14 protein-coding genes are annotated in these 19,037 nt (G+C 61.7%); 3 read left to right on the top strand and 11 right to left on the bottom strand.

All coding sequences use genetic code 11. From position 1 onward, the window contains the following. Window positions 1-196: 196 nt before the first annotated feature. The 11 genes from LG373_RS11570 to LG373_RS11520 form a co-directional block, all read right to left on the bottom strand. Complete coding sequence (locus tag LG373_RS11570) at window positions 197-1,570, bottom strand: helix-turn-helix transcriptional regulator (protein ID WP_225749843.1); 1,374 nt, start codon at window positions 1,568-1,570, stop codon at window positions 197-199. A 191-nt stretch (window positions 1,571-1,761) separates the two neighbouring features. Further along, window positions 1,762-3,582: a flavocytochrome c gene (locus tag LG373_RS11565; protein WP_225749842.1), complete on the bottom strand. Its 1,821-nt coding sequence runs from the start codon at window positions 3,580-3,582 to the stop codon at window positions 1,762-1,764. A 577-nt stretch (window positions 3,583-4,159) separates the two neighbouring features. Beyond that, complete coding sequence (locus LG373_RS11560; RefSeq protein WP_216528741.1) at window positions 4,160-5,017, bottom strand: hypothetical protein; 858 nt, start codon at window positions 5,015-5,017, stop codon at window positions 4,160-4,162. 309 nt (window positions 5,018-5,326) lie between these two features. Further along, window positions 5,327-6,589 carry a 4Fe-4S binding protein gene (locus tag LG373_RS11555; RefSeq protein WP_216528740.1) on the bottom strand — a complete coding sequence of 421 codons (1,263 nt, stop codon included), beginning with the start codon at window positions 6,587-6,589 and terminating at the stop codon, window positions 5,327-5,329. Between the two features lie 4 nt (window positions 6,590-6,593). Next, a complete protein-coding gene (locus tag LG373_RS11550) occupies window positions 6,594-7,637 on the bottom strand; it encodes a 4Fe-4S binding protein (RefSeq protein ID WP_216528739.1) in 1,044 nt (347 codons plus the stop codon). Between the two features lie 4 nt (window positions 7,638-7,641). Beyond that, window positions 7,642-8,283: a 4Fe-4S dicluster domain-containing protein gene (locus tag LG373_RS11545; RefSeq protein ID WP_114566207.1), complete on the bottom strand. Its 642-nt coding sequence runs from the start codon at window positions 8,281-8,283 to the stop codon at window positions 7,642-7,644. Beyond that, a complete protein-coding gene (locus tag LG373_RS11540) occupies window positions 8,283-8,993 on the bottom strand; it encodes a molecular chaperone (protein WP_114566206.1) in 711 nt (236 codons plus the stop codon). Before LG373_RS11540 ends, LG373_RS11545 begins: the two co-directional genes overlap by 1 nt. 14 nt (window positions 8,994-9,007) lie before the next feature. Further along, window positions 9,008-9,769 carry a hypothetical protein gene (locus LG373_RS11535; protein ID WP_216528738.1) on the bottom strand — a complete coding sequence of 254 codons (762 nt, stop codon included), beginning with the start codon at window positions 9,767-9,769 and terminating at the stop codon, window positions 9,008-9,010. 42 nt (window positions 9,770-9,811) lie between these two features. Further along, the gene (locus LG373_RS11530; RefSeq protein WP_225749841.1) at window positions 9,812-11,599 is read right to left on the bottom strand and encodes a hypothetical protein; all 1,788 of its coding nucleotides are present in this window, start codon (window positions 11,597-11,599) and stop codon (window positions 9,812-9,814) included. Between the two features lie 122 nt (window positions 11,600-11,721). Beyond that, a complete protein-coding gene (locus LG373_RS11525; protein WP_114566203.1) occupies window positions 11,722-12,255 on the bottom strand; it encodes a LysR family transcriptional regulator in 534 nt (177 codons plus the stop codon). A 6-nt stretch (window positions 12,256-12,261) separates the two neighbouring features. Next, window positions 12,262-13,725: a helix-turn-helix transcriptional regulator gene (locus tag LG373_RS11520; RefSeq protein WP_225749840.1), complete on the bottom strand. Its 1,464-nt coding sequence runs from the start codon at window positions 13,723-13,725 to the stop codon at window positions 12,262-12,264. A gap of 376 nt (window positions 13,726-14,101) precedes the next feature. Between LG373_RS11520 and LG373_RS11515 the strand changes: the two genes are divergently transcribed. The 3 genes from LG373_RS11515 to LG373_RS11505 are packed head-to-tail and all read left to right on the top strand — an operon-like array spanning window position 14,102 to window position 18,660. Continuing rightward, the gene (locus LG373_RS11515; protein WP_114566201.1) at window positions 14,102-17,155 is read left to right on the top strand and encodes a molybdopterin-dependent oxidoreductase; all 3,054 of its coding nucleotides are present in this window, start codon (window positions 14,102-14,104) and stop codon (window positions 17,153-17,155) included. Between the two features lie 3 nt (window positions 17,156-17,158). Next, the gene (locus LG373_RS11510; RefSeq protein WP_216528734.1) at window positions 17,159-17,791 is read left to right on the top strand and encodes a 4Fe-4S dicluster domain-containing protein; all 633 of its coding nucleotides are present in this window, start codon (window positions 17,159-17,161) and stop codon (window positions 17,789-17,791) included. After that, window positions 17,791-18,660: a DmsC/YnfH family molybdoenzyme membrane anchor subunit gene (locus LG373_RS11505; protein WP_114566199.1), complete on the top strand. Its 870-nt coding sequence runs from the start codon at window positions 17,791-17,793 to the stop codon at window positions 18,658-18,660. The genes LG373_RS11510 and LG373_RS11505 overlap by 1 nt, the downstream gene beginning before the upstream one ends. Window positions 18,661-19,037 lie beyond the last annotated feature (377 nt).

The following is a 19,037-nucleotide window of genomic DNA, read 5'->3' as shown; positions in this document are numbered from 1 at the left end:
GACGGATCACCAGGCGCAACGCTCGCCATCCGCTGCTCAACCGTCATCGACATGCGCCCGCTCGCATCAATGGCAATTCGACACAGCGGAGGCTTCGGCCGCAAAATCGAGTTTCGCAACCAAAGCAGAGAGCATCCGATCACGTGATGCGTCGCCGCTTTTCCAGCCACGCCTCGACACCGATCGGGTTCGTCGCTTATCTCACGTCGACGGACTCCAAAAGCTGCAATAGTTCTTCGCGATTGGACGTATTCGTTTTCGCGTAGATATGATTGAGATGGGTCTTGACCGTATTCTTCGAGATAAACAGGCGCTTCTCTATGTACGCACCAGTATGGCCGGTCGCCCAGATAGCAAGAACCTCCTGCTCGCGCGGAGACAGCTTGCATCGCGCGGCAACCTGGGCAACTCGCCGCTCCAAAACGCTGGCGGCATCTTCGGCAACCGTAACGCCCTTAAACGACGCGGGCGATCCCATGATGATCAGCAGCGCAACCATAAGCGACAGCAAAACGGCAATGGAGACGGACTCCGGCGTAGGAAGCACGTCCGCCGCAACTTGGCCCAAGCAGCTTCCCGTCCATTGCACGAAGCGCATAAGGGCCAAGCACAACAACGCCGCCAACCCGTCTTTGAAAAAGGAGTCGACAAGCAGGAACCACACCAGGTACTTGACAAGCTCCGCCCCTACAAGCGCTACGCAAAACGTGGTGCCACCGCCGAACGGATCAAGCGAGGCAGGCAGCAGCGAAGCCAGCGCCATCAGGGGAAACGCCAGATAAAAAGCCAGCATGGCGTTTTTCCGATAGAAGAAGTACGCAAGCACGATCGCCGCGAACGAAGCCAGCGCAGGCGCACCCGCCAAAGCGCCATGGAACACGGCAGCCGCCTCGAAGCCGCCCATGATGCCGTTCACCCTGGTGGCGCCGTAGCTGAAAAATGCTAGGGAAATGGCCGCCATCAGCTTCCAGGGGATGGAGGACGCACGTGCCCGAAAACTCCGAACGTCCTGGCAGTCGAACGAAACGTCCATCTCGGCGGAGCCCTTCAAAGACCCGGTTCGATCGGCGACCATCAGCAAAACGTATGCGCCGAACGGCAGCAGCGCAGAAGCAACCAACGCAGGCCATTCAGGCAGCAAAGAGACAAACGCGAACAGCAGAAAACCGAAAAGGTAAGCCGTCCCCGCGCACACGGCCGTTCGGTGCACTCCTTGCATGCTCAAGCGCTCTTCCCAACCCAAGCGTAGCGTGCTTCCGACGCCGCTCAAAGCGAACGCAACCAGCATCCAACCCATCGGAGCTTTGCCGAAGCCAGCAAAAGCAGCAAGTACGATAGCCAGGCTCGAAATCACCGCGAGCAGGGCAAGCAGCACGCGTCGGCGGCGCAAAGGAGCAATTTTGCGCGCCAGCAGCACCAGTAAAAGCGCAGCCGCAGCCGTCAACAGACTTTGCAGAATCTGAGCTTCGCCAACAGGGACTTCGTGCCGTAAATCGCCGAACAGAATCGAGCCGTTCCAAAAAACGAAGCTCCATGCTATGTAGCATGAAAGCCCCAGGCTATCGAACATAATGCCTCGATCGAACTTGGGAAAGATCGAAAAATCCTCCGCCGAAGAAGCCCCTGGAGTTGAATTCTTTGTTTTGAACGCGTCGCTTCTCATGGGGGAATCATAGAGGAACCGGCCCTTCGACACAAGAAGAGGCCCGCCCGGCGCAAATCACCGAGCGGGCAAGGAGGGACCCTCTAAGCAATCACTCGCTATGCGAGCGCCGCCGCATTCGCACCGGCTATGCGACCGAACACGAAGATATCCGTAATCGAGCACGATCCCAAGCGGTTCGTTCCCATCTTGTGGCCCGCCTGTTCGCCCGCAGCAAACAAACCGGGAATGGGATTGCCCGCGTCGTCCAGAACGCGCGCGTCGGTGTCGATATGCAGACCGCCCATTGTGTAATGCACGGAAGGCTTGTACGCCAAAAGATAGTAAGGGCCGCCTTCGATAGGATGCATTGCGGCGCGGTAATTAAAGTCCGGATCTTTCCCATCCTTACAGTACCCGTTCCACTTCCCAACCGTTTTTTCCAGTTCGGCTGCATCAACGCCAAGAGGCTCGCAAACCGCTTCGATGGTATCGCCCTTCACCAACTGGTTGCGCGCCATCAGCCCATCGAACTCTGCGGCGTTCACCGTCGCGATATCGGTAGCATCCAAACCGGCCTGGTTGAACAGCATGTAGCCAATGCCATCGGTCTGCTTCTTGATAGCATTGGAAATGACGTCGCGGCGCTCCATCTCCTCCACGAACCGATCGCCTTCCTTGTTGATGCAGATAGCGCGGTTTTCCAGGCGCATGTTGCCCACGTAGAGCAGCGCACCCGTCTGCGTATCGCACGTGGGATACGTCTGGATGTACTGCATGTCGATCAGGTTCGCGCCGATTTTCTCAGCCATCACGTGGCAGTCGCCCGTTGCGCCCACCGAGTCGGTCGACAGGATCTTCTCGTCCATCTCAGGGTTGTACTTCATGCGCATTTCAACGTTCGAGCCGAAACCGCCGGCCGACAAAACGACCGCTTTGCAGCTGAATTGATGCGCAGTGCCCGTCACAATGTTCGTAGCTTTCACGCCCACGACCGCGCCCGATGCGTCGGTAATCAGCTCTTCCGCCTTCGTGTTACGGCAGATCACAAGGTTCTTCAAATCCTCGGCGCGCTTTTCAAGCTTGCAGATGATGCCGCTGCCCTCGTTGCCCTCGGGAATCAAAGAGCGCGCTACCGAATGACCGCCGAAAAAGCGCTCGTAAGGCTGCCATGCCACACCGCCTTCGAAGATCAACCAGTCCAGGGCTTCAGTCGCACCGTTGCAGATAACGTTCACCAGAGCCGGATCGCCCACATGATCACCGCCGACGATCATGTCTTCAGCCATGTTCTCCACGCTGTCCTGGATACCCGCTTTAGCTTGGAACCAGTTGTTGGGAACGGCCATGGCACCGCCCGAAAGAATAGTGTCGCCACCCGTGATGCCCAGCTTCTCCAGCAAGACGACCTTCTTGCCGGCGTCGGCAGCCGTAAGGGCTGCAGCGTATCCTGCACCGCCCGCGCCGACCACCACCACGTCAACGGCCTCCTCCAAATCCGAAGGCTCGGCAGGAACGGCATGATCGCGCTTCTTCCATTCGCTCGACTTCATACCGGACGCATCGACGGCATCGGAGACAGCCGACATGAACGCCATGCTGGTAACCGTGGCACCCGTCACCATGTCCACGTTGAGCGTTTGATTGTCGATGATAAGATCGGTCAAAACGTCCATCGCCGCAGTTCCTACGCCGTACGATTCGCGCGATTTCACCAGGTTGATACGGGCGATAGCGTCACCCTCGGTGACAACCTCCACGGAAAGCTCGCCGCCCTTGCCGTTGGCCGTGCCAGTCCATGCGCGGGCGCCTTCGCCCGAAGCGCCCGATTGTCCCGAACCGCTTTTCCCCGTTGGCGCGCACCCCGCAAGCGCAAGCGTCCCGCCCAATGCAGCAACGGCACCTCCTGCAATGAAGTTCCTGCGTGACAGGTTCGACATGATTCCCTCCTTGATGTTCGCGTATCGTTGCAGCCGAACTCCCGATTCGACTGCAACGATGCTAGCCGCTGCAAAAAAGGCGGCGCATCACCGCAGAGGTTTGAACGCTTCAAGAACCCCCGCATTACTCCCTCAAACCTCAGGGGTGATGCCGTTGAACTGGGGAAATAACGCCATCGAAAACGAGCCTTCACGTGCGTCACCAACAAAACCATCCTGGGGCTAGGATAAAACGGCGGCAACCGAGGATCTTGGAGGGCGAAGCGAGCGCGTGAGCCTCGTTGTGCGTCGATCGCGCGCCTCGTTGTGCGCCGGTCGTGCGCTGAGCGGGCTTCCTGAGCCCCCGATGCGCACCAGTTTTGTTCGTCGCGGCACCGGCTCCGCTCATCCTGTCAAAACAAACGAGTTTTGCTGGTCCTCGAACAAGGATAAAAGCTACTGGCGGCTGCGTGACCTGGGGAGATGTAAAACGCATTTGAGAGACGGCTCGCTCAGGGGTGGAAAATCGCCGCAAAACTCGCTCGTTTTGACAAGCGGCGTAAAACCTGCGAGCTCAAGCGCGGTAGCGCCTCCGCCCTTACCCCGCAGCGCGCATGACCAGGCGCTTGACGTCTTCACGATACGCGGGGCGCACCAGGTAGTACGCGTAGGCCTCCAACACCGTGGCGAACGGCACGCCGCGCCCGACAATTTTGAAGTACTCGATGCCGTGCGCATCGTGCAGCGCACGCGCCTCGTCGTTGGTGAACATAACCGGATGGCCGGGCCTATGGTCGAAGAAATCAGCGCGCTGCGCGATGCACGCGAAGGGCCGCATGGATTCCGTCATCTGATCCTGGCTGTTGTGCAGATAATGCTCCTGACGATGCGGGCAGTTGCGCTGGCAAAACTCGTTGACCATCACCTCCACCCGGGCGGCATCCTCGATAGCCGCAAGAAAAGCCGCGTCTTTGTGGCGATTGTAGTTGAGCACCACGTAGTCGTAACGATCGAGCATGCGGTTCACCGCACTCGCATCCTCGATCGCGCGCGTGGTGGACAGCACCAGCTTCATTCCGAAGTTCGCGCGAATGTAATCGCCCACGACATCCGCGTACACGATAGCCTCGGCTCCATGCCGCGCGCCGACCTCAAGAATCTCGTTGAAGTACGCATCGCCCAAGTGCTCGCTGCCGGCAAGCATGTTTGTGAACGTGATCCGCGGCTTCACGCCGCGCTCCTCCAACAGAGAGAACGCCTCGTCCATCTGTGCCTTCGACGCACGTTCGCGCACGTAAGCGCGACCGCCGTTCATGATGCAGTTGGGAAAGCATCCGTACACGCTGTCGATGGCAACGCCGTCCTGGAACCAATCGGGGCGCTGCTCAAGCAACCTGATGAAGAACAGGTTAAGCCCCAGCCCCACCGTGAAATCAGGCAGCGTGTACTTGATCATGTCGAATCCTCAATCTCTTCCAGAAAACGTGTCGAATCACCCACCCCACAGCGACAACCCGGCTCCCACGAGCAGACACCAGAACCAGGTAGGCGCAGCAAGTCAGCGAGGGGGTTCCATCAGCCATCGGACCAGCAAAACAGGTTGGCCCAGTAAGTCAGCGAGGGCCGTTGGGACGCCCAAGGTTGCGCCGTTTCGCGGCCGAGCGTGCTTTTGCACGTGAGGGTAAGCGAAAAAGGGACAAGATTGGGTATCCCAACGTCCCGCAGCGTCGAGCAGTTCCGACGGCCGCCAGACCGCCGGAACCTCTTAGAACATGCACATCTCCAAATCCTCGCCGATCATGAAGTGCACCTTATCGTACATCGACGCGGGTCGGTTCGGCGTCCACGAAGGACGCTTCATCGCGTAGCACACGGCCTCTTTGCCCATGAACTGCCTGATGGGAACAAGGCCGCTCACCTTGATGGCCTGCTCGGGGCAGATACGCTCGCACAGGCGGCACTGCATGCAGGCGCTCGGACGATGGATGATGCCGAACGCGTCGCCTTCGTCCATCTTCACGATGGCCCCGGTCGGGCAGAACACGGCGCACATGCGGCATGCGCTGCACGCCTCCTCGTCGATCGAAACGGCCCCGATCACGCGCGTCTCCACCTGGTCGGCCACCGGTTCGCCGATGTGCTTCAGGTAGTTGTACAGGCGCAAGCGCCTTGTGGGAACGAAATGAGACAGCGTGCCGTCCTTGTTCACCTTTCGGTAGGCAACGGGCACCGGTTTCGCATCCTCCCCCAAAACCGCAGCAACCTCCTGCTGCACGGCTGCGCCCGCCGCTCGTGCCGACCCGTCCTTCGCCGTGCGCAGGAAATCGCGCCGCGACACGCCTCCCGTATCGCGAGACACGCCCCCCTGGACGCAGCACACGCGCTCCGGCACCTGATCAACCAGGTCAACAGGCATGTTCGACCCAAACGCCTCCAGCATGTTGCACGCGCTATCAACCACCTGGCGAACCAGCGCGCCGCCGGGCGCATGCGCGCACGACGCGCAATCACCGCACACGAGCGTGGCGTCGAGCGCCTTGTAAGCAGCTATCCCCACCAGCGCCGACTCATCCACGCGGCCCAAGCACGGCAACGCCACCACGCACGCCGCGTCGTACGCCGGCTCTTCGTGACCGCGCGCGCCGAACGGCTTGCGCGTCTTCTGCGCAGCCGCCGCAACTTGAGCCTCGAAAGCGGCCAGCGCGGTTTCGCACGCGATGACCGGATGCCCCTTCGTAGCCACGATCGACCCTTTGATCAAGGAGGTCAATTCGTCATCGGTGGGGTTGCGAATCTCGATGGCGCAGGTCGGGCACGCAGTAGCGCACGTCCCGCAGCCTATGCACCGATCGGGTTCCACCTTCAGTTGGTTGTCGCGATACGCTATCGCGCCCGACGTGCAAGCCTCCACGCACCGCAGGCACGACGCGTTTCTGTTGCGCACCGAAATGCACCGCTCTTCGTGCACGGCCAGCGCATCGCTTTCGATAGCGCCCAGCATCGCCAGCAAACCGTCGATCAAGGACATGGCGCTACCTCCCTTCCGCCTCGGACGAGGCCGCCTTGTCAGCAGGCCCATCCGCCTGAACAGGCTCGGCTTCCCCAGCGATCATCGACGCCTTCGCCGCCTTCTTCGAAAATAGGGGAAACGTGATGGCATGCTCGGGGCAAACGTCGGCGCACGCCCGACACTTGCTGCAATCGTTGAGCGTCGTCTCCCCCGCCGCAACGTCGTGCAGGTTAATGCCCTCGGGGCATGCTTTCTTGCACAGGTTGCACGCCTTCCCCTGCGACTCGCGCAGACACGTTTCCGCGTTCACCTGGGGCCGAAACGTTCGATTCAACCCGCTGAACAGGGAAAGCAGCGCTCCTAGGGGGCAGAAGCGCTGGCACCATTTCGGCAGCAGCAGTATCTCGATGAGGATGATGGCGGGAAACGCGAGCACCGTCCACGTGACGTCGCCAAACGCGAACAGGCGCATGACCAGCAGCACCGTCGCAAACGTCAGGCCGATGGGGCAGATCAGGCAGAACACGGGGAACCCGAAGATCAGCGTCGACCCCAGCGCGGCCGCCAGAATGCCGTGACGGCTATCGATCTTGATGCCCTTGCTCTTGCCGCACGGAGACGCGCAGGTTGCGCATCCGCCCAAAGCCTTGCGCTCGGACGCCGTCAAGGGGGCGGGCTCGGCAGAGGCCCTCGCCTCTCCGGCATCCGACGCCTCTGCGTCCAGGTGGGCCGCACCTTCGGCCGCGCGCCTGCCGGAAGCCTTCTTGCCCTTCTTTCGGCGCAAGCCGGACATGAAGTGGACCGGGCACACCCACGAGCAGAACACCTTTCCCAGAACAACGCAGACCACAAGCACGGCCGCCACGCTCACAACGGCCATCGGGATGGCCGTCCGCTCCGCGATCATAGCCAAAAGCGCGCCCAGCGGGCACAAAAGCGTAATGGACTCGAACCCGATGCCGCACAGGTTGCCGATGCTGCCCGCCGTGAAATACCCCACGGCAACAACGGCGACCACGGCCAACATGATCAGGAAGCGAAGCCGGTACGTGTTGAACTTCTTCATAGCCCTACGCCTCCACTTCATCGACCGGCTTGATGACGATGGCGCGATCGGTCGCGCCCACGCCGATGGAGCCCGCGCTCAACGAAATGCACGCCAGCTCGCACGCGCCGCATCCGTTGCAGGCGTCCATATCCACCACGGGAACGCCGTCGTAGCCCAGCTCGATCGCCTCGTACTGGCACACGTCCACGCATTCGTGGCACCCCATTCCGCGCTGTGCCAAGCACCAATCGCGCACGAGCACCGCTTTGCCGATGATGGCCTTCGACGGGTCGGGGCTCGAAAGCGCATGGGTGGGGCACACGGCCACGCACTTCGGACCGCCCGGCTCGTTTTCGCAGAAGTCGCACCAACCCGCTTTGAAATCCATGCGCGGCGTACGGGCGTTCAAGATGCCGTCCTCCAGATGAGCAGGGGCTATGGCATGCTTCGGGCATATCTCGCGGCACCGCTCGCAATGCAAGCAGCCTCGAACAAGCTGCTCCTCGTCCTGGCCCCCCGGAGGGCGCAGCAGCGTCTTGCTGGGAAGGTACTTCACTCCGCCCAAGCCGATGACAGCGCATGCCCCCACCGCTCCCAAAGCGAACGTGCGGCGCGACACTGCAGGACCGGCGCCGGATTCAACCTCTTCGTCATGAGCGGCCATTACGCAACCTCGCCCTCGACAGCAGCGACCGCTTCCTCCCTCTCGGCCAGAACAGCGTCAAGGAACTCCAGGTCGTTCTGCAAGAAGCCCAGCGTCAGCTTGCCCAACCCGCGATAGAAGTCGGTCTTGGGGAATTTCTCCATGTCCTTCGCCATCATGGGGTACCACGCCAGCAGGTGATCTTCCAGGAAGTTGCGCTGCGACAAAAGCAGCTTGAAGCACGCGTCCTCGTCGTCGGCCTCGCATGCCGCAACGGCGCGCTCTATAAGAATCTGCTCGAATTCCAGCTCCAGCGCAATGTGGTCCTCGCCCTCTTTCCAGCTTTCCTGCTTGTCCAGGCCGGCGGCATGGTACAGCACCAGCACCTCGTCGCGCGCATCCTGCATCATGAGGCGCTTCGGGCTGGTGTACACCGACTCGAACGGATACGCAGCGGAGAACCCGTCGTTGCCCGACCCGATGAACGCATGCACGTAGTCGACGGCCAGCTCGGTGAGAACCGGGCCGTCGGCGCGGCTCAAGTATCCGCATATCAGACGGTACCCCTCGTCTACCAGGTCGTTTCCGGTATTTGCCGGAAAGCGCATCGCCAGCAGCGTATCGTAGAGCTCCTGGTCGACCTCAACGCGAAACAAACGCGAGAGAAACTGGTACGTTGCCATGCGGCCGCGCAGAACGTCGACGAAACTGATTTCCTGATCCTGAGACATGATGCTCCCCCGTTCTAGTTTGCGAAGATATCGGATGCGAACACGCGCGCGCCCAAGTCGGTAACCACCCAGGCATCGCGCCAGACCAAAGCGCCAGCGGTTTCGAGCTTGCCCAAAAAGTACGTGCAGAAACGGCGCGGCTCCTCGCACAGCGGGTTCACGTCGACGACCGCGTTCAGCTCCTTGGTGCTACCACCGCCCTCGACCGAACACATCTCAAGAATGGTGCGGTACAGCGGCAGGTACTGCGGCTCCTCGTTCAACATGTCCACAACCACGCGCTCTCCCACATGGTCGGCAACCGCCTGCAGCCCCGCCTCCGTCGCAACGAAGCGAGCCAAGGGAGCAGGCGTCACCACCAGGTAGTCCGCCTCCGGATCCTGCTCAACCGGCGGCTCATCGGTCGACGCCTCGTCCCCAAGCCGCTCCAGCGCGCCGTCGCGCTCCAGCAGCCGCACCACCTGCGCGGCGTCGTACACGCTCGCGCGCTGCGGATGCTCGACGTCGAGCACTTCCACCACCTCGTCGAGCGTCTTCGGCTCGGCGCACAGCTCCACCGCGCGCAGCAGGCGGAACTGCTGCCCCGGAATGCCCGCCAGCAGCTTCTCGATGCGCTCCTGGGGCGTCAAGGGAACCACCTCGGGCATCACGCTTTTGTCGGCATCGGGGATGGGGGGCATGTAGTCGGTTTCCTGGCCCTCGCCCTCCTCCACCAGCTCGAGATCGGCTAGGGGATCGAAATCGTCGTCGATGACGAACACGTCCATATCGCTCATATCATGTTCCTTTCAATTGAATGGTGCGAAGAAGTCGTCCTGCTAAGATGCCAGGCCGGAAACGAACTCGGAGGGAACCAGCGTCGCGTAGCGCACGTCGTCCTTCACGAACACGCGCCCGGTTTGCATGTTCAGCGACGCGGTGTTCTCCAAGAGGTCGCGCTTGAACCATGTGCATACAGTCTGGTCCTGAGCCGTAGCGGCAACGTCCTCGAACAGCGCGCGCTCGCGCTCCAGGGCAGCACGGCGATGGTCGATGGTGAATTTGTCGTCCACCGCGTCAAGCGCCGGAAGGAACCCGCCCACCAAGCCGGTCACGAACGTCGCGCGCGAGAAGCGCCCATGGCAGCGTCGGTACGGCGCAACCACCACGCCGGCCCCGTCGCCCGATCTCACCGGGCCGCCGAACGCGCTCGCGGCAAGTCCGTCAATGTCAGCATGGTTGGGGTCGTCGCCCAACAGCGCCTGCTGCGCAGGCGTAAGCAACATGCCAGCGCTTTCGAACAGCGCGATAGCCTGGTCACGCGTCAAACCGGATCGACAAGCATCCTGCAGGGCGGCAAGCTCGTCCAACGGAGCATCCAGCTTCCCGAACACCTCGGAAGCGCGCTCGGCATCGGGCACGCGACGCAAATCCGCAATAGCCTGCGGCACCGTCATATCGTGGTTACGCGCATACGCCATAAGCTCCAAAAACGCATCGGAACGAAGCAGCCAGTCGCCGAATCCCAGCCATGACCGCAATGCCGGCAGGTCGTTCGGATTGGCGTGCAAGCGCAGGAAGGCGGCAAGCTTCATGTGAGAAAACGCGCCCGGCGTGCGAGGGTCCCCTTTGATCTTCGCAGGTCCTGCGTCCACGCAGACGGCCACGCCGCGCCGCTCGAGCGCCGATGCAATCTGGGACGCCCACGTTTTGTTGGGAACGGCCACCAGCACGTCGCTCGGGTCCATGCCCTCTTCCAAACGCTGCGCAACGGCATCGGCCACGAACGCGAATTCGTCCACCGGACTGTCCAGCACCGCGCACGTGCGCACCGGCTGGGCGGCTTCGCCCACGCGCACGCATACGGCACCGCGGCGTTCGGCGAACGTTCGGAACCCCTCCCCGTGCGGATACGCTTCGTCGGCATTGCATACGGGCGCGGTCGTTCCGGCAACCACCATCCCGTCGGTGGCAAGGTGCTCGATCAGCCGCTGGGACGCTTTGCTCAGCGTGCCGTAGTCGTCCACGAGCACCATCAGGCTTTCGCGCTCGACGCCCGCCTCCACCATGCCGCGGTACGCCAAGGCCGACGCCTCGAACGGCAACATGGCGCGACGCACTTCCATGTTCTCAGACAACATGGCGAACAAATGCTGCTCTTCGTAGTTGATCAGCCAATCGTCCTGCTCGTTGGCGTACTCGCTCAAGCCTTTGTAGAAGAACTTGAGCATTTCGCGCAGGCGACGAGGCTTGAGGCCGCTCACCTTCATGTCCTCCATGAGCACGTCAAGCTCGTTGGCGTCCAAAATGCGCGGATCGCGATTCGTTGCCGCGCGCACCCCGTCTAACGCCGCCACGCGATGCGCAACGCGTTCCATCGTGGAAACGGCGGCGGCGTCCAAAGCCGGGTACGCGGGCAAGCGATCAAGGTAGCGGCGCTCGGCCACGGTATCTGCGCACACGACGAGCACGCGCGCACCGGCGGCAGCCCGCTGGTTCGCTTTCGCCAAAAGCGCATCGGTAAGATCGACGGATGAAGGACGCTCGATGCGCGCGCAGGCTCCGTCGTCCAAATCCAAAAGAAATCGCATCACGTCTTCGACTGATGCAACAGTATCAGCACTCATTGTCAGGCCTCCATCTTCTTGCAGTTCCAAAGATGAAGCCCTCTGCCTTGAAGCCCCCCAGCTTCGTATCAAGTGCTCAGCTACCGTCCCAGTATGCCCAACCGCTTCGGTCGGGTCTACGATCATTCCGAAATGGAATGGATAAGATCAAGGGCTTCCTGCTTACCCTCCGCGCCGAGCTTCCGGTACGCGCCGCCCAGAACCTCGGCCACGTCGTCGCGCCCGATGCCCAGCTCTTCCTGGATGCCGTCGAACCCGCGTTCCTCCAGGTAAAGAACGAGCGCCCCCGCTTCCCGATCGGTCAAGCCGAACTTCTCGGCCGCTCGACGGCACTTGCAACGCAGCTCGGTGTTGCGTCGAACGTCCCAAACCACGCCCATATTGGAAACGACTCCCGAAGGCACGGCCTGCAAAAGCGCTCGGGTTTGCGCAAGCACGCGTTCTAGCTTCACGGCCTGGGCGTACAGAACCCTTCCCGCCTCGGTCAACCGTACGCCGCTGCGTTCGCGCACGAACAAATCAACCCCATACTCGCGCTCGAGCACGGCGATGTGCTTGCTCAACGTCGACTGGGTAAGGTGCAGCTCGCCCGCAGCAGCCGTGAAACTGCCCAGCCGCGCAACGCATACGTATTCGTGAAGGTAAGTCGTTTCCATCGCGCGCTAAACCGCCCCGTCCTCAAGCGAGCCGTGCGCCAAATCGATCAGCTCTTGGCGGTTGTTCACGCCGGTCTTCTGATAGATGTGCCTGATGTGCGTGCTGACCGTTCCCGCCGATATGAACAGCGTCTCCTGAATGCGCGATATGGTTCGCCCTTCCAGCAAAAGCGGCAAGACGTCGGTTTCGCGCGGCGAAAGCCCGAAGCGATCGGCGATAACGTCGCAAGGATCAACCTGGCTTTCCCGGCTTTCCTCGGCGTCCTCCGAAACAGGCGCGACCATGCTGACCTCGCCAATGCCTATTTTGATCAGGTCGGTTTCCGTGAACAGGAACAGATGCGCAATGAACAGGATCGACACGGCCACCAACGTCACCACGGTGAGATCGAACAGGGGGATTCCGGTGGCCTCCAAGGAATGAGCGAGCAAAGATCCCATGGTTTCGCCGCCGTACAGGGCAACGAATCCCAGCCCGATCGCCCGTGCGGCCCCAATCTTGAAACTGGTTGCCACATCGATGCATACCACGCACAGCACCATGACGTAGCAATGGTATCCGCCGAATATAAGCGCGCTCGAATACGTGTTGTTGTCCGCCAGAAACGGCGTGGACAAGCAGCCCAGGCACAGCATGAGCATGGAAAGCCGGTACGAGAAGAAGATGCTGTCGCGGTGCAGAAACACCGCGATCAGGCACACCGCCAGTGCGCCGATGAACCCGGCAAGAAACAGGTACGCTCCGAAAATATCCTGCACTTCATAGGTTTTGCACCCCGAGACCACGTCGAAAAAGCCCGCCAGCGCACCGATAAGGGCCGCCCCCGCAAGCGACTTCACGAACAGCGCGATCGTATTCCGAGACAAAGGCTCTTCGGTTTCCTTAACAAGCTGGACGTCGCTTTGCGAACACGATCGAAGCAGCCACGCCGATCCAATGGGAACCGCCGCCACGGCCACGATGACGGGAAGCGGCGGAGTGGCAATAAGAATGAAGCCCGCAATGAACGCCATGCACAGCGACATGGCAAGTTCTACCAGGGCAAGACGTCCGCCCAAGCTGGACAGATGCTCAATCCAGCACAGGAACAAAACGGCGGACCCCGTGCCGGTCATGATGGCGCTGATGCCCAGAACAAGCATACCCGTCGGCGTGTTCGGATCGGAGAACGGCGTGAGCGCGCTGCCCAAGCACATCATCACGGCCGACCCCGCCACAACGGACCGGTTCTGGCATATCCGCTCGCGCCGCACGATCACGACCACGAACAGCATGGTGACCACCATGGTCACCAGCGATACAAGCAAACTCGCATACAAGGAACCACGCACGTCCGACGAAAACCCGTACGGCACAATGCTGTAGAACATCATGATCATCCAAAGCCACAGCAAGGCCAGGCCCGCTACGCGTTTCAGGGAAAGATGCTTTCCCAACGTGGAATCCCATGCAGTACGAAGCTGTTCCATGCTCCCCCCACCCCTCGAGCCAATGAGAAACGCCTCTTGCGCCAGCCCCTCTGCCGGCGCGTTCGATTATACGAAAAAGCGGCGGGCGCGTTCGTGGGCGCATTTATCCTAGTTTCGAGATATTTTAGAGACCAAGCAGTAAAACACCAGGTCAAATGCACCTGTTCTTTTTCATGATTGCAAAATCATAAGAATTTATGATGCGCTGATCCCGCCCTCGCAAGCTTTAAGCGATGCTCGCAACCCCCTCGCATCCGTAAGGTCATGACCGCGGAAACGAGGGACTCTGCACCGTCGGGCCACGGTCCACGGCAGCCCCCTTCCCTCTCATCCGCAGACGAGGAGAAGACGAGAAGCAAGGAGAAGGAGGAGGAGTATGGATACACTGACCATGTCTCGACGCACGTTCGTCAAGACCGCAGCCATCACGGGCGCAACCGTCGCCGCGTTCGGCGCGTCGACGCGTACGGCGTTGGCAGACCAGACGTACAGCGAAGTTTCCGGCAACGACACCGTCGCCGTGAAGACGTGCTGCCGCGGCTGCGGCAAAATGGAATGCGGCGTTAAGGTCATCGTCCAGAACGGCCGCGCCATCCGCATCGAGGGCGACGAGGGCGCGTATCAATCGATGGGCAACTGCTGCACGAAATCGCAGTCGTCCATCCAGGCCGCGTACCACCCCGACCGTCTGCACTACCCCATGAAGCGCACCAACCCCAAGGGCGAAGAGCCCGGCTGGCAGCGCATCACATGGGACGAGGCGATGGAAACCATCATCAGCAACTTCATGGAGATCAAGGGCAAGTACGGCGGAGAGTCGATCGCCTGCCAGGTAGGCACCTCGCGCATCTGGTGCATGCACTCGGAGTCCATTCTGAAGAACATGCTGGAAACGCCGAACAACATCGAGGCGTGGCAGATCTGCAAGGGCCCGCGCCACTTCGCCACCACCATGGTGTCGCAGTTCGCCATGTCCTGGATGGAAACCATCACCCGACCGAAGGTATACGTACAGTGGGGCGGCGCTTCGGAGCTGTCCAACTACGACGACTCCTGCCGCACCACGGTCGACGTCGCGTCGCGCGCCGATATCCACATCAGCTGCGACCCCCGCATGGCCAACATGGGCAAGGAAGCCGACTATTGGCAGCACCTGCGTCCCGGCACCGACGGCGCACTGGCGCTGGCCTGGACCAACGTCATTATCGAGAAGAAGCTCTACGACGATCTGTACGTCAAGAAGTGGACGAACGCGCCGTTCCTCGTATGCGAGGACATCGAGCCGTCCGGCTTCCCCACCGTCCGCACCGACGGTTCGTACTGGGACGTGAAGACGCACCTGCTCAAGGAAAGCGACGTCAAAGAGGGCGGCAGCCCCTATAAGTTCCTCGTGTACGACAACAACTGGGAGAAGCTTGCCGCCGAGGGCGTCAAGCACGAGTACGGCCCCTTCACCTGGTTCAACGCCGACCAGGAAGGCGTCATCGACGAGACGGGCGGCTTCTGGGAAGGCGAGAACTACGACTCCGAGAAGGCGCGCCAGGGCCGCGAGGCCGCGCAGGACAACCTGCTGCCCGGCCAGACCCAGGGCTGGCTGCCCGACCCCATGCCGTTCGACCCCGCCATCGACCCCGCTCTTGAGGGCGAGTTCGAAATCGAGCTCAAAGACGGCAAGAAGCACAAGGTCAAGCCGGTTTGGGAGCACTACAAGGCTCGCGCCGCCGAGTTCAAGCCCGAGGTTGCCGCGGAAATCACCGGCATCCCCGCTTCCGAGATCGAAGCCGCCGCTACGGCGTACGGCACGCGCCTCGACCCGTCCACCGGCTACGGCAACGGCGGCATCCAGTACATGCTGGCCGTCGAGCACGGTTGCAACGCCATCCAGAACTGCCGCGCCTTCGACAACCTGGTGGGTATCACCGGCAACATGGACACCCCGGGCGGCAACCGCGGCCCGACAATCGTCCCCATCGACGGCGACCTGCAGGGCTTCAGCGCCTGGGCTCCGGGCGCATCCACCCCGCCGGCGGAAGTCAACCAGAAGCAGATCGGCATCGAGAAGTTCCCGCTGATCAGCTGGTGGCAGTACTGGTGCGACAGCCACTCGCTGTGGACCGCCGTGCTCACGGGCGATCCGTACCCGGTGCGCGCGCTGTGGAACGAGTCCGGCAACTTCATGAGCCAATCCAACAGCACCACCGCTTGGGAAGCTCTGCTGTCCTTGGACTTCTTCGTGGACCTCAACCTGTGGCATACGCCGCAAAACGACACCGCCGACATCATCTTGCCGGTTGCGCACTGGATCGAGCTCAACTCGCCCCGCGCAAGCCAGGGTTCCGCCGGCGCCATGGGCGCTACCGTCAAGTGCGTGCAGCCGCCCGCGGAAGCCAAGTACGACCCCGAGATCGTCATGGATCTGGCGCGCCGCATGAAGTGGAAGTGGACCGACGAGCCGGGCAACGAGTGGCCCGACATCCAGTGGCAGCTCGACGACTCCATCAAGCTCCTGACCGACGACGAGCTGACCTACACCACGTGGCATGTTGAAAACGGCGTTCCCACCTACGAGCGCCACGGCGTTCCGATGGCGGAAGTCAAGCCCAAGTACAAGACGTGGGACGAGTACGTGGCGGCCTTCCAGGAGCACGGCTGGTGGCAGGCCAAGGACATCGAGCCGCGCAACTGGGGCACGTACCGCCGCTACCAGACCGGCGCGATGCGCGCACGCGACCGCGTGTGGGCCCGCCTGGACTACACGGCCGGCAAGGGCATCGGCGACTGGAAGCCCGGCTGGTTCACCCCCACGATGAAGCAGGAGATCTGGTCCACCGTCATGGAATCCCACCATCCCGATCGCAAGGACTGGTGGCTGCCCAGCTGGGTCGAGCCGCCCCATGGCCCGAAGGACGGCGACCGCATCAAGGAGTACCCGCTGACCGCTACCACCGGTCGCCGCATTCCGGTGTACTTCCACTCCGAGCATCGCCAGCTTCCCTGGTGCCGCGAGCTGTGGCCGGTCCCCCGCGTGGAGATCAATCCCAAGACGGCTGCGGAATACGGCATCGAGCAGGGCGACTGGGTGTGGATCGAAACCGAGTGGGGCAAGATACGCGAAGTGGCCGACCTGTACTACGGTGTGGACGAGGACGTTATCAACCTCGAGCACACCTGGTGGTACCCCGAGGTGCAAGACGCTGGCCACGGATTCCAGTTCTCGCAGGTCAACCAGCTGATCGACCACGACGCCCAGGACCCGCACTCCGGTACGTCCAACCTGCGCGCCTACCAGGTGAAGATCTACAAGGCAACGCCTGAGAACTCGCCGTTCAACAACCCGGTGCCGTGCGACAGCAACGGCACGCCCATCATCCATACCTCCGACGACCCCCGTCTGAAGGAATGGCTGCCCGTCTACGAAGGGAGGGAGTAAGACATGACGAAGGCTATCATCACCGACCTCAACCGTTGCGTGGGCTGCCTGGCCTGCTCGGTTGCATGCAAGGCCGTGAACAACGTGCCCATCGGCAACTACTGGAACAAAGTCGTCCGCGTGGGGCCGAACCCCATCCCGGGCGGATCGGGCCAGTTCCCCGATGTGTACATGTACTTCCTGCCCATCGGCTGCCAGCACTGCCAGAACCCCGAGTGCGTGAAGGTGTGCCCGACCGAAGCCTCGCATGTGGCCGAGGACGGCTCCATCCAGATCGATAAGGAAAAGTGCATCGGCTGCCAGTTCTGCGTCATGGCCTGCCCGTACGGCGTTCGCTACCTCAACGAAGAGGAAAAGGTCGTCGAGAAGTGCACGCTGTGCGAGCAGAAGCTTCTGCAGGGCGAGCTGCCCCAGTGCGTCAGCCAGTGCGGCGGCAACGCTCGCTGGGTGGGCGACACGGAAGAGGGCCTGGATTCCTACATGGGATCGTTCGACTCGGCCGACAAGCAGCGCAAGATGACCGAATTCCTGGAGCCGTTCGAGGAGTCCGATATCTACCACCTGCCCAACGTGGGCAACGACCCGGCGTTCTCGTTCATCTTGCGCGACCATCATTGGGAAGGAGGTGATGAGTAATGGAAACTCAGTGGCCTTTGGTTATCTTCACGCTGTTCGTTTGCCTGACGTGCGGCCTTCTGGCCAGCATGTCCATCCTGGCCATCAAGGGCCAGGGTCGCAACCTGCAGATGCCGGCGCTCGTCACGTCGTTCGCATCCCTGGTGATCGGCGGCATCGGCGCCTTCCTACACCTGGAGCATTGGGAGCGCATCTTCAACGGCTTCGGCCACATCACGTCCGGCATCACCCAGGAGCTTATCGGGTGCGTGGCGCTGGGCATCGTGATCGTGATCTGGTTCGCGATGCTGCGCGGTGACAAGGCTCTGCCCAAGTGGCTGGCCATCGTCACGCTGGTCGTGGCCGTCGGCATGGTGTTCGCAACCGCCCACTCCTACCTGATGCCGGCTCGTCCCGCATGGGGCATGGCGCTCATCGCCTTCTACCTGGGCAACGCCTGCCTGCTCGGCCCGGTGGCCCTGTGGTTCATCTCCGTTCTGAAAAAGGACGAAGCCGTCGAGAAAACGGCCATCCAGCTGACGTTCTTCGGCGCCATCGCCCAGCTGGTGGGCGACCTGATCTACGTGGCCGCCTGCGCCACGGCGACCATCGCCTCCTACGGCCACTACGCCGACCCGACGCAGATGACCACCGCGCCGGTGCATGTGGACAGCCTGCTGGCGGTCATGACCACCGGCGACGGAGCGATGATGTTCTGGCTGGCCCTCGTATGCGCCGTGCTTGCCCTTGCGTGCGCCCTCGTTGCCAAGAAGAAGGTCGGCGCGTCCAAGACGCTCATGATCGTGGCAGCCATCGTAGCCGTGGCAACGTCGCTCCTGTTCAGGGTTTTGATCTACCAGTTGGGATACTCGGTGTTCCTGCTGTACTAGCGCTTCATCCCGGCGCCTTCGGGCGCCGGACGCCCGATCTTCCCGGCATCAAGCTGCAAGCACCGGGAAGATCGGCGGAAGCGGGGCCCCTCCCTCCCCCAACGCCCCGTTTCCGCCGATCTATCGTCGCGTTGACAAGGCTCTCCTCCCTCCCTTCCGAATCAACGCGACAGATCAACAGCCGGCCCCTGGTTTTGCGTTTCCCCCTTTCTCCCTCCGCGTTGGAAAGCCAAGGGCCGGCATCTTCAACGAACGAGCCTCGAAAGGAAGCGAACGACGCCGACCGCTTCCCGCTTATTCGGATCTCTCCCTTGAGAATGCCCGTTTTTTGTCGCTGCTGGCCTTGACCATTACGCAAAGGCTCTACAATGGAGCAA

The organism is Paraeggerthella sp. Marseille-Q4926, from assembly GCF_916618935.1.
GTDB lineage: Bacteria > Actinomycetota > Coriobacteriia > Coriobacteriales > Eggerthellaceae > Paraeggerthella > Paraeggerthella hominis.
This window is presented reverse-complemented; position numbering and strand designations above follow the sequence as displayed.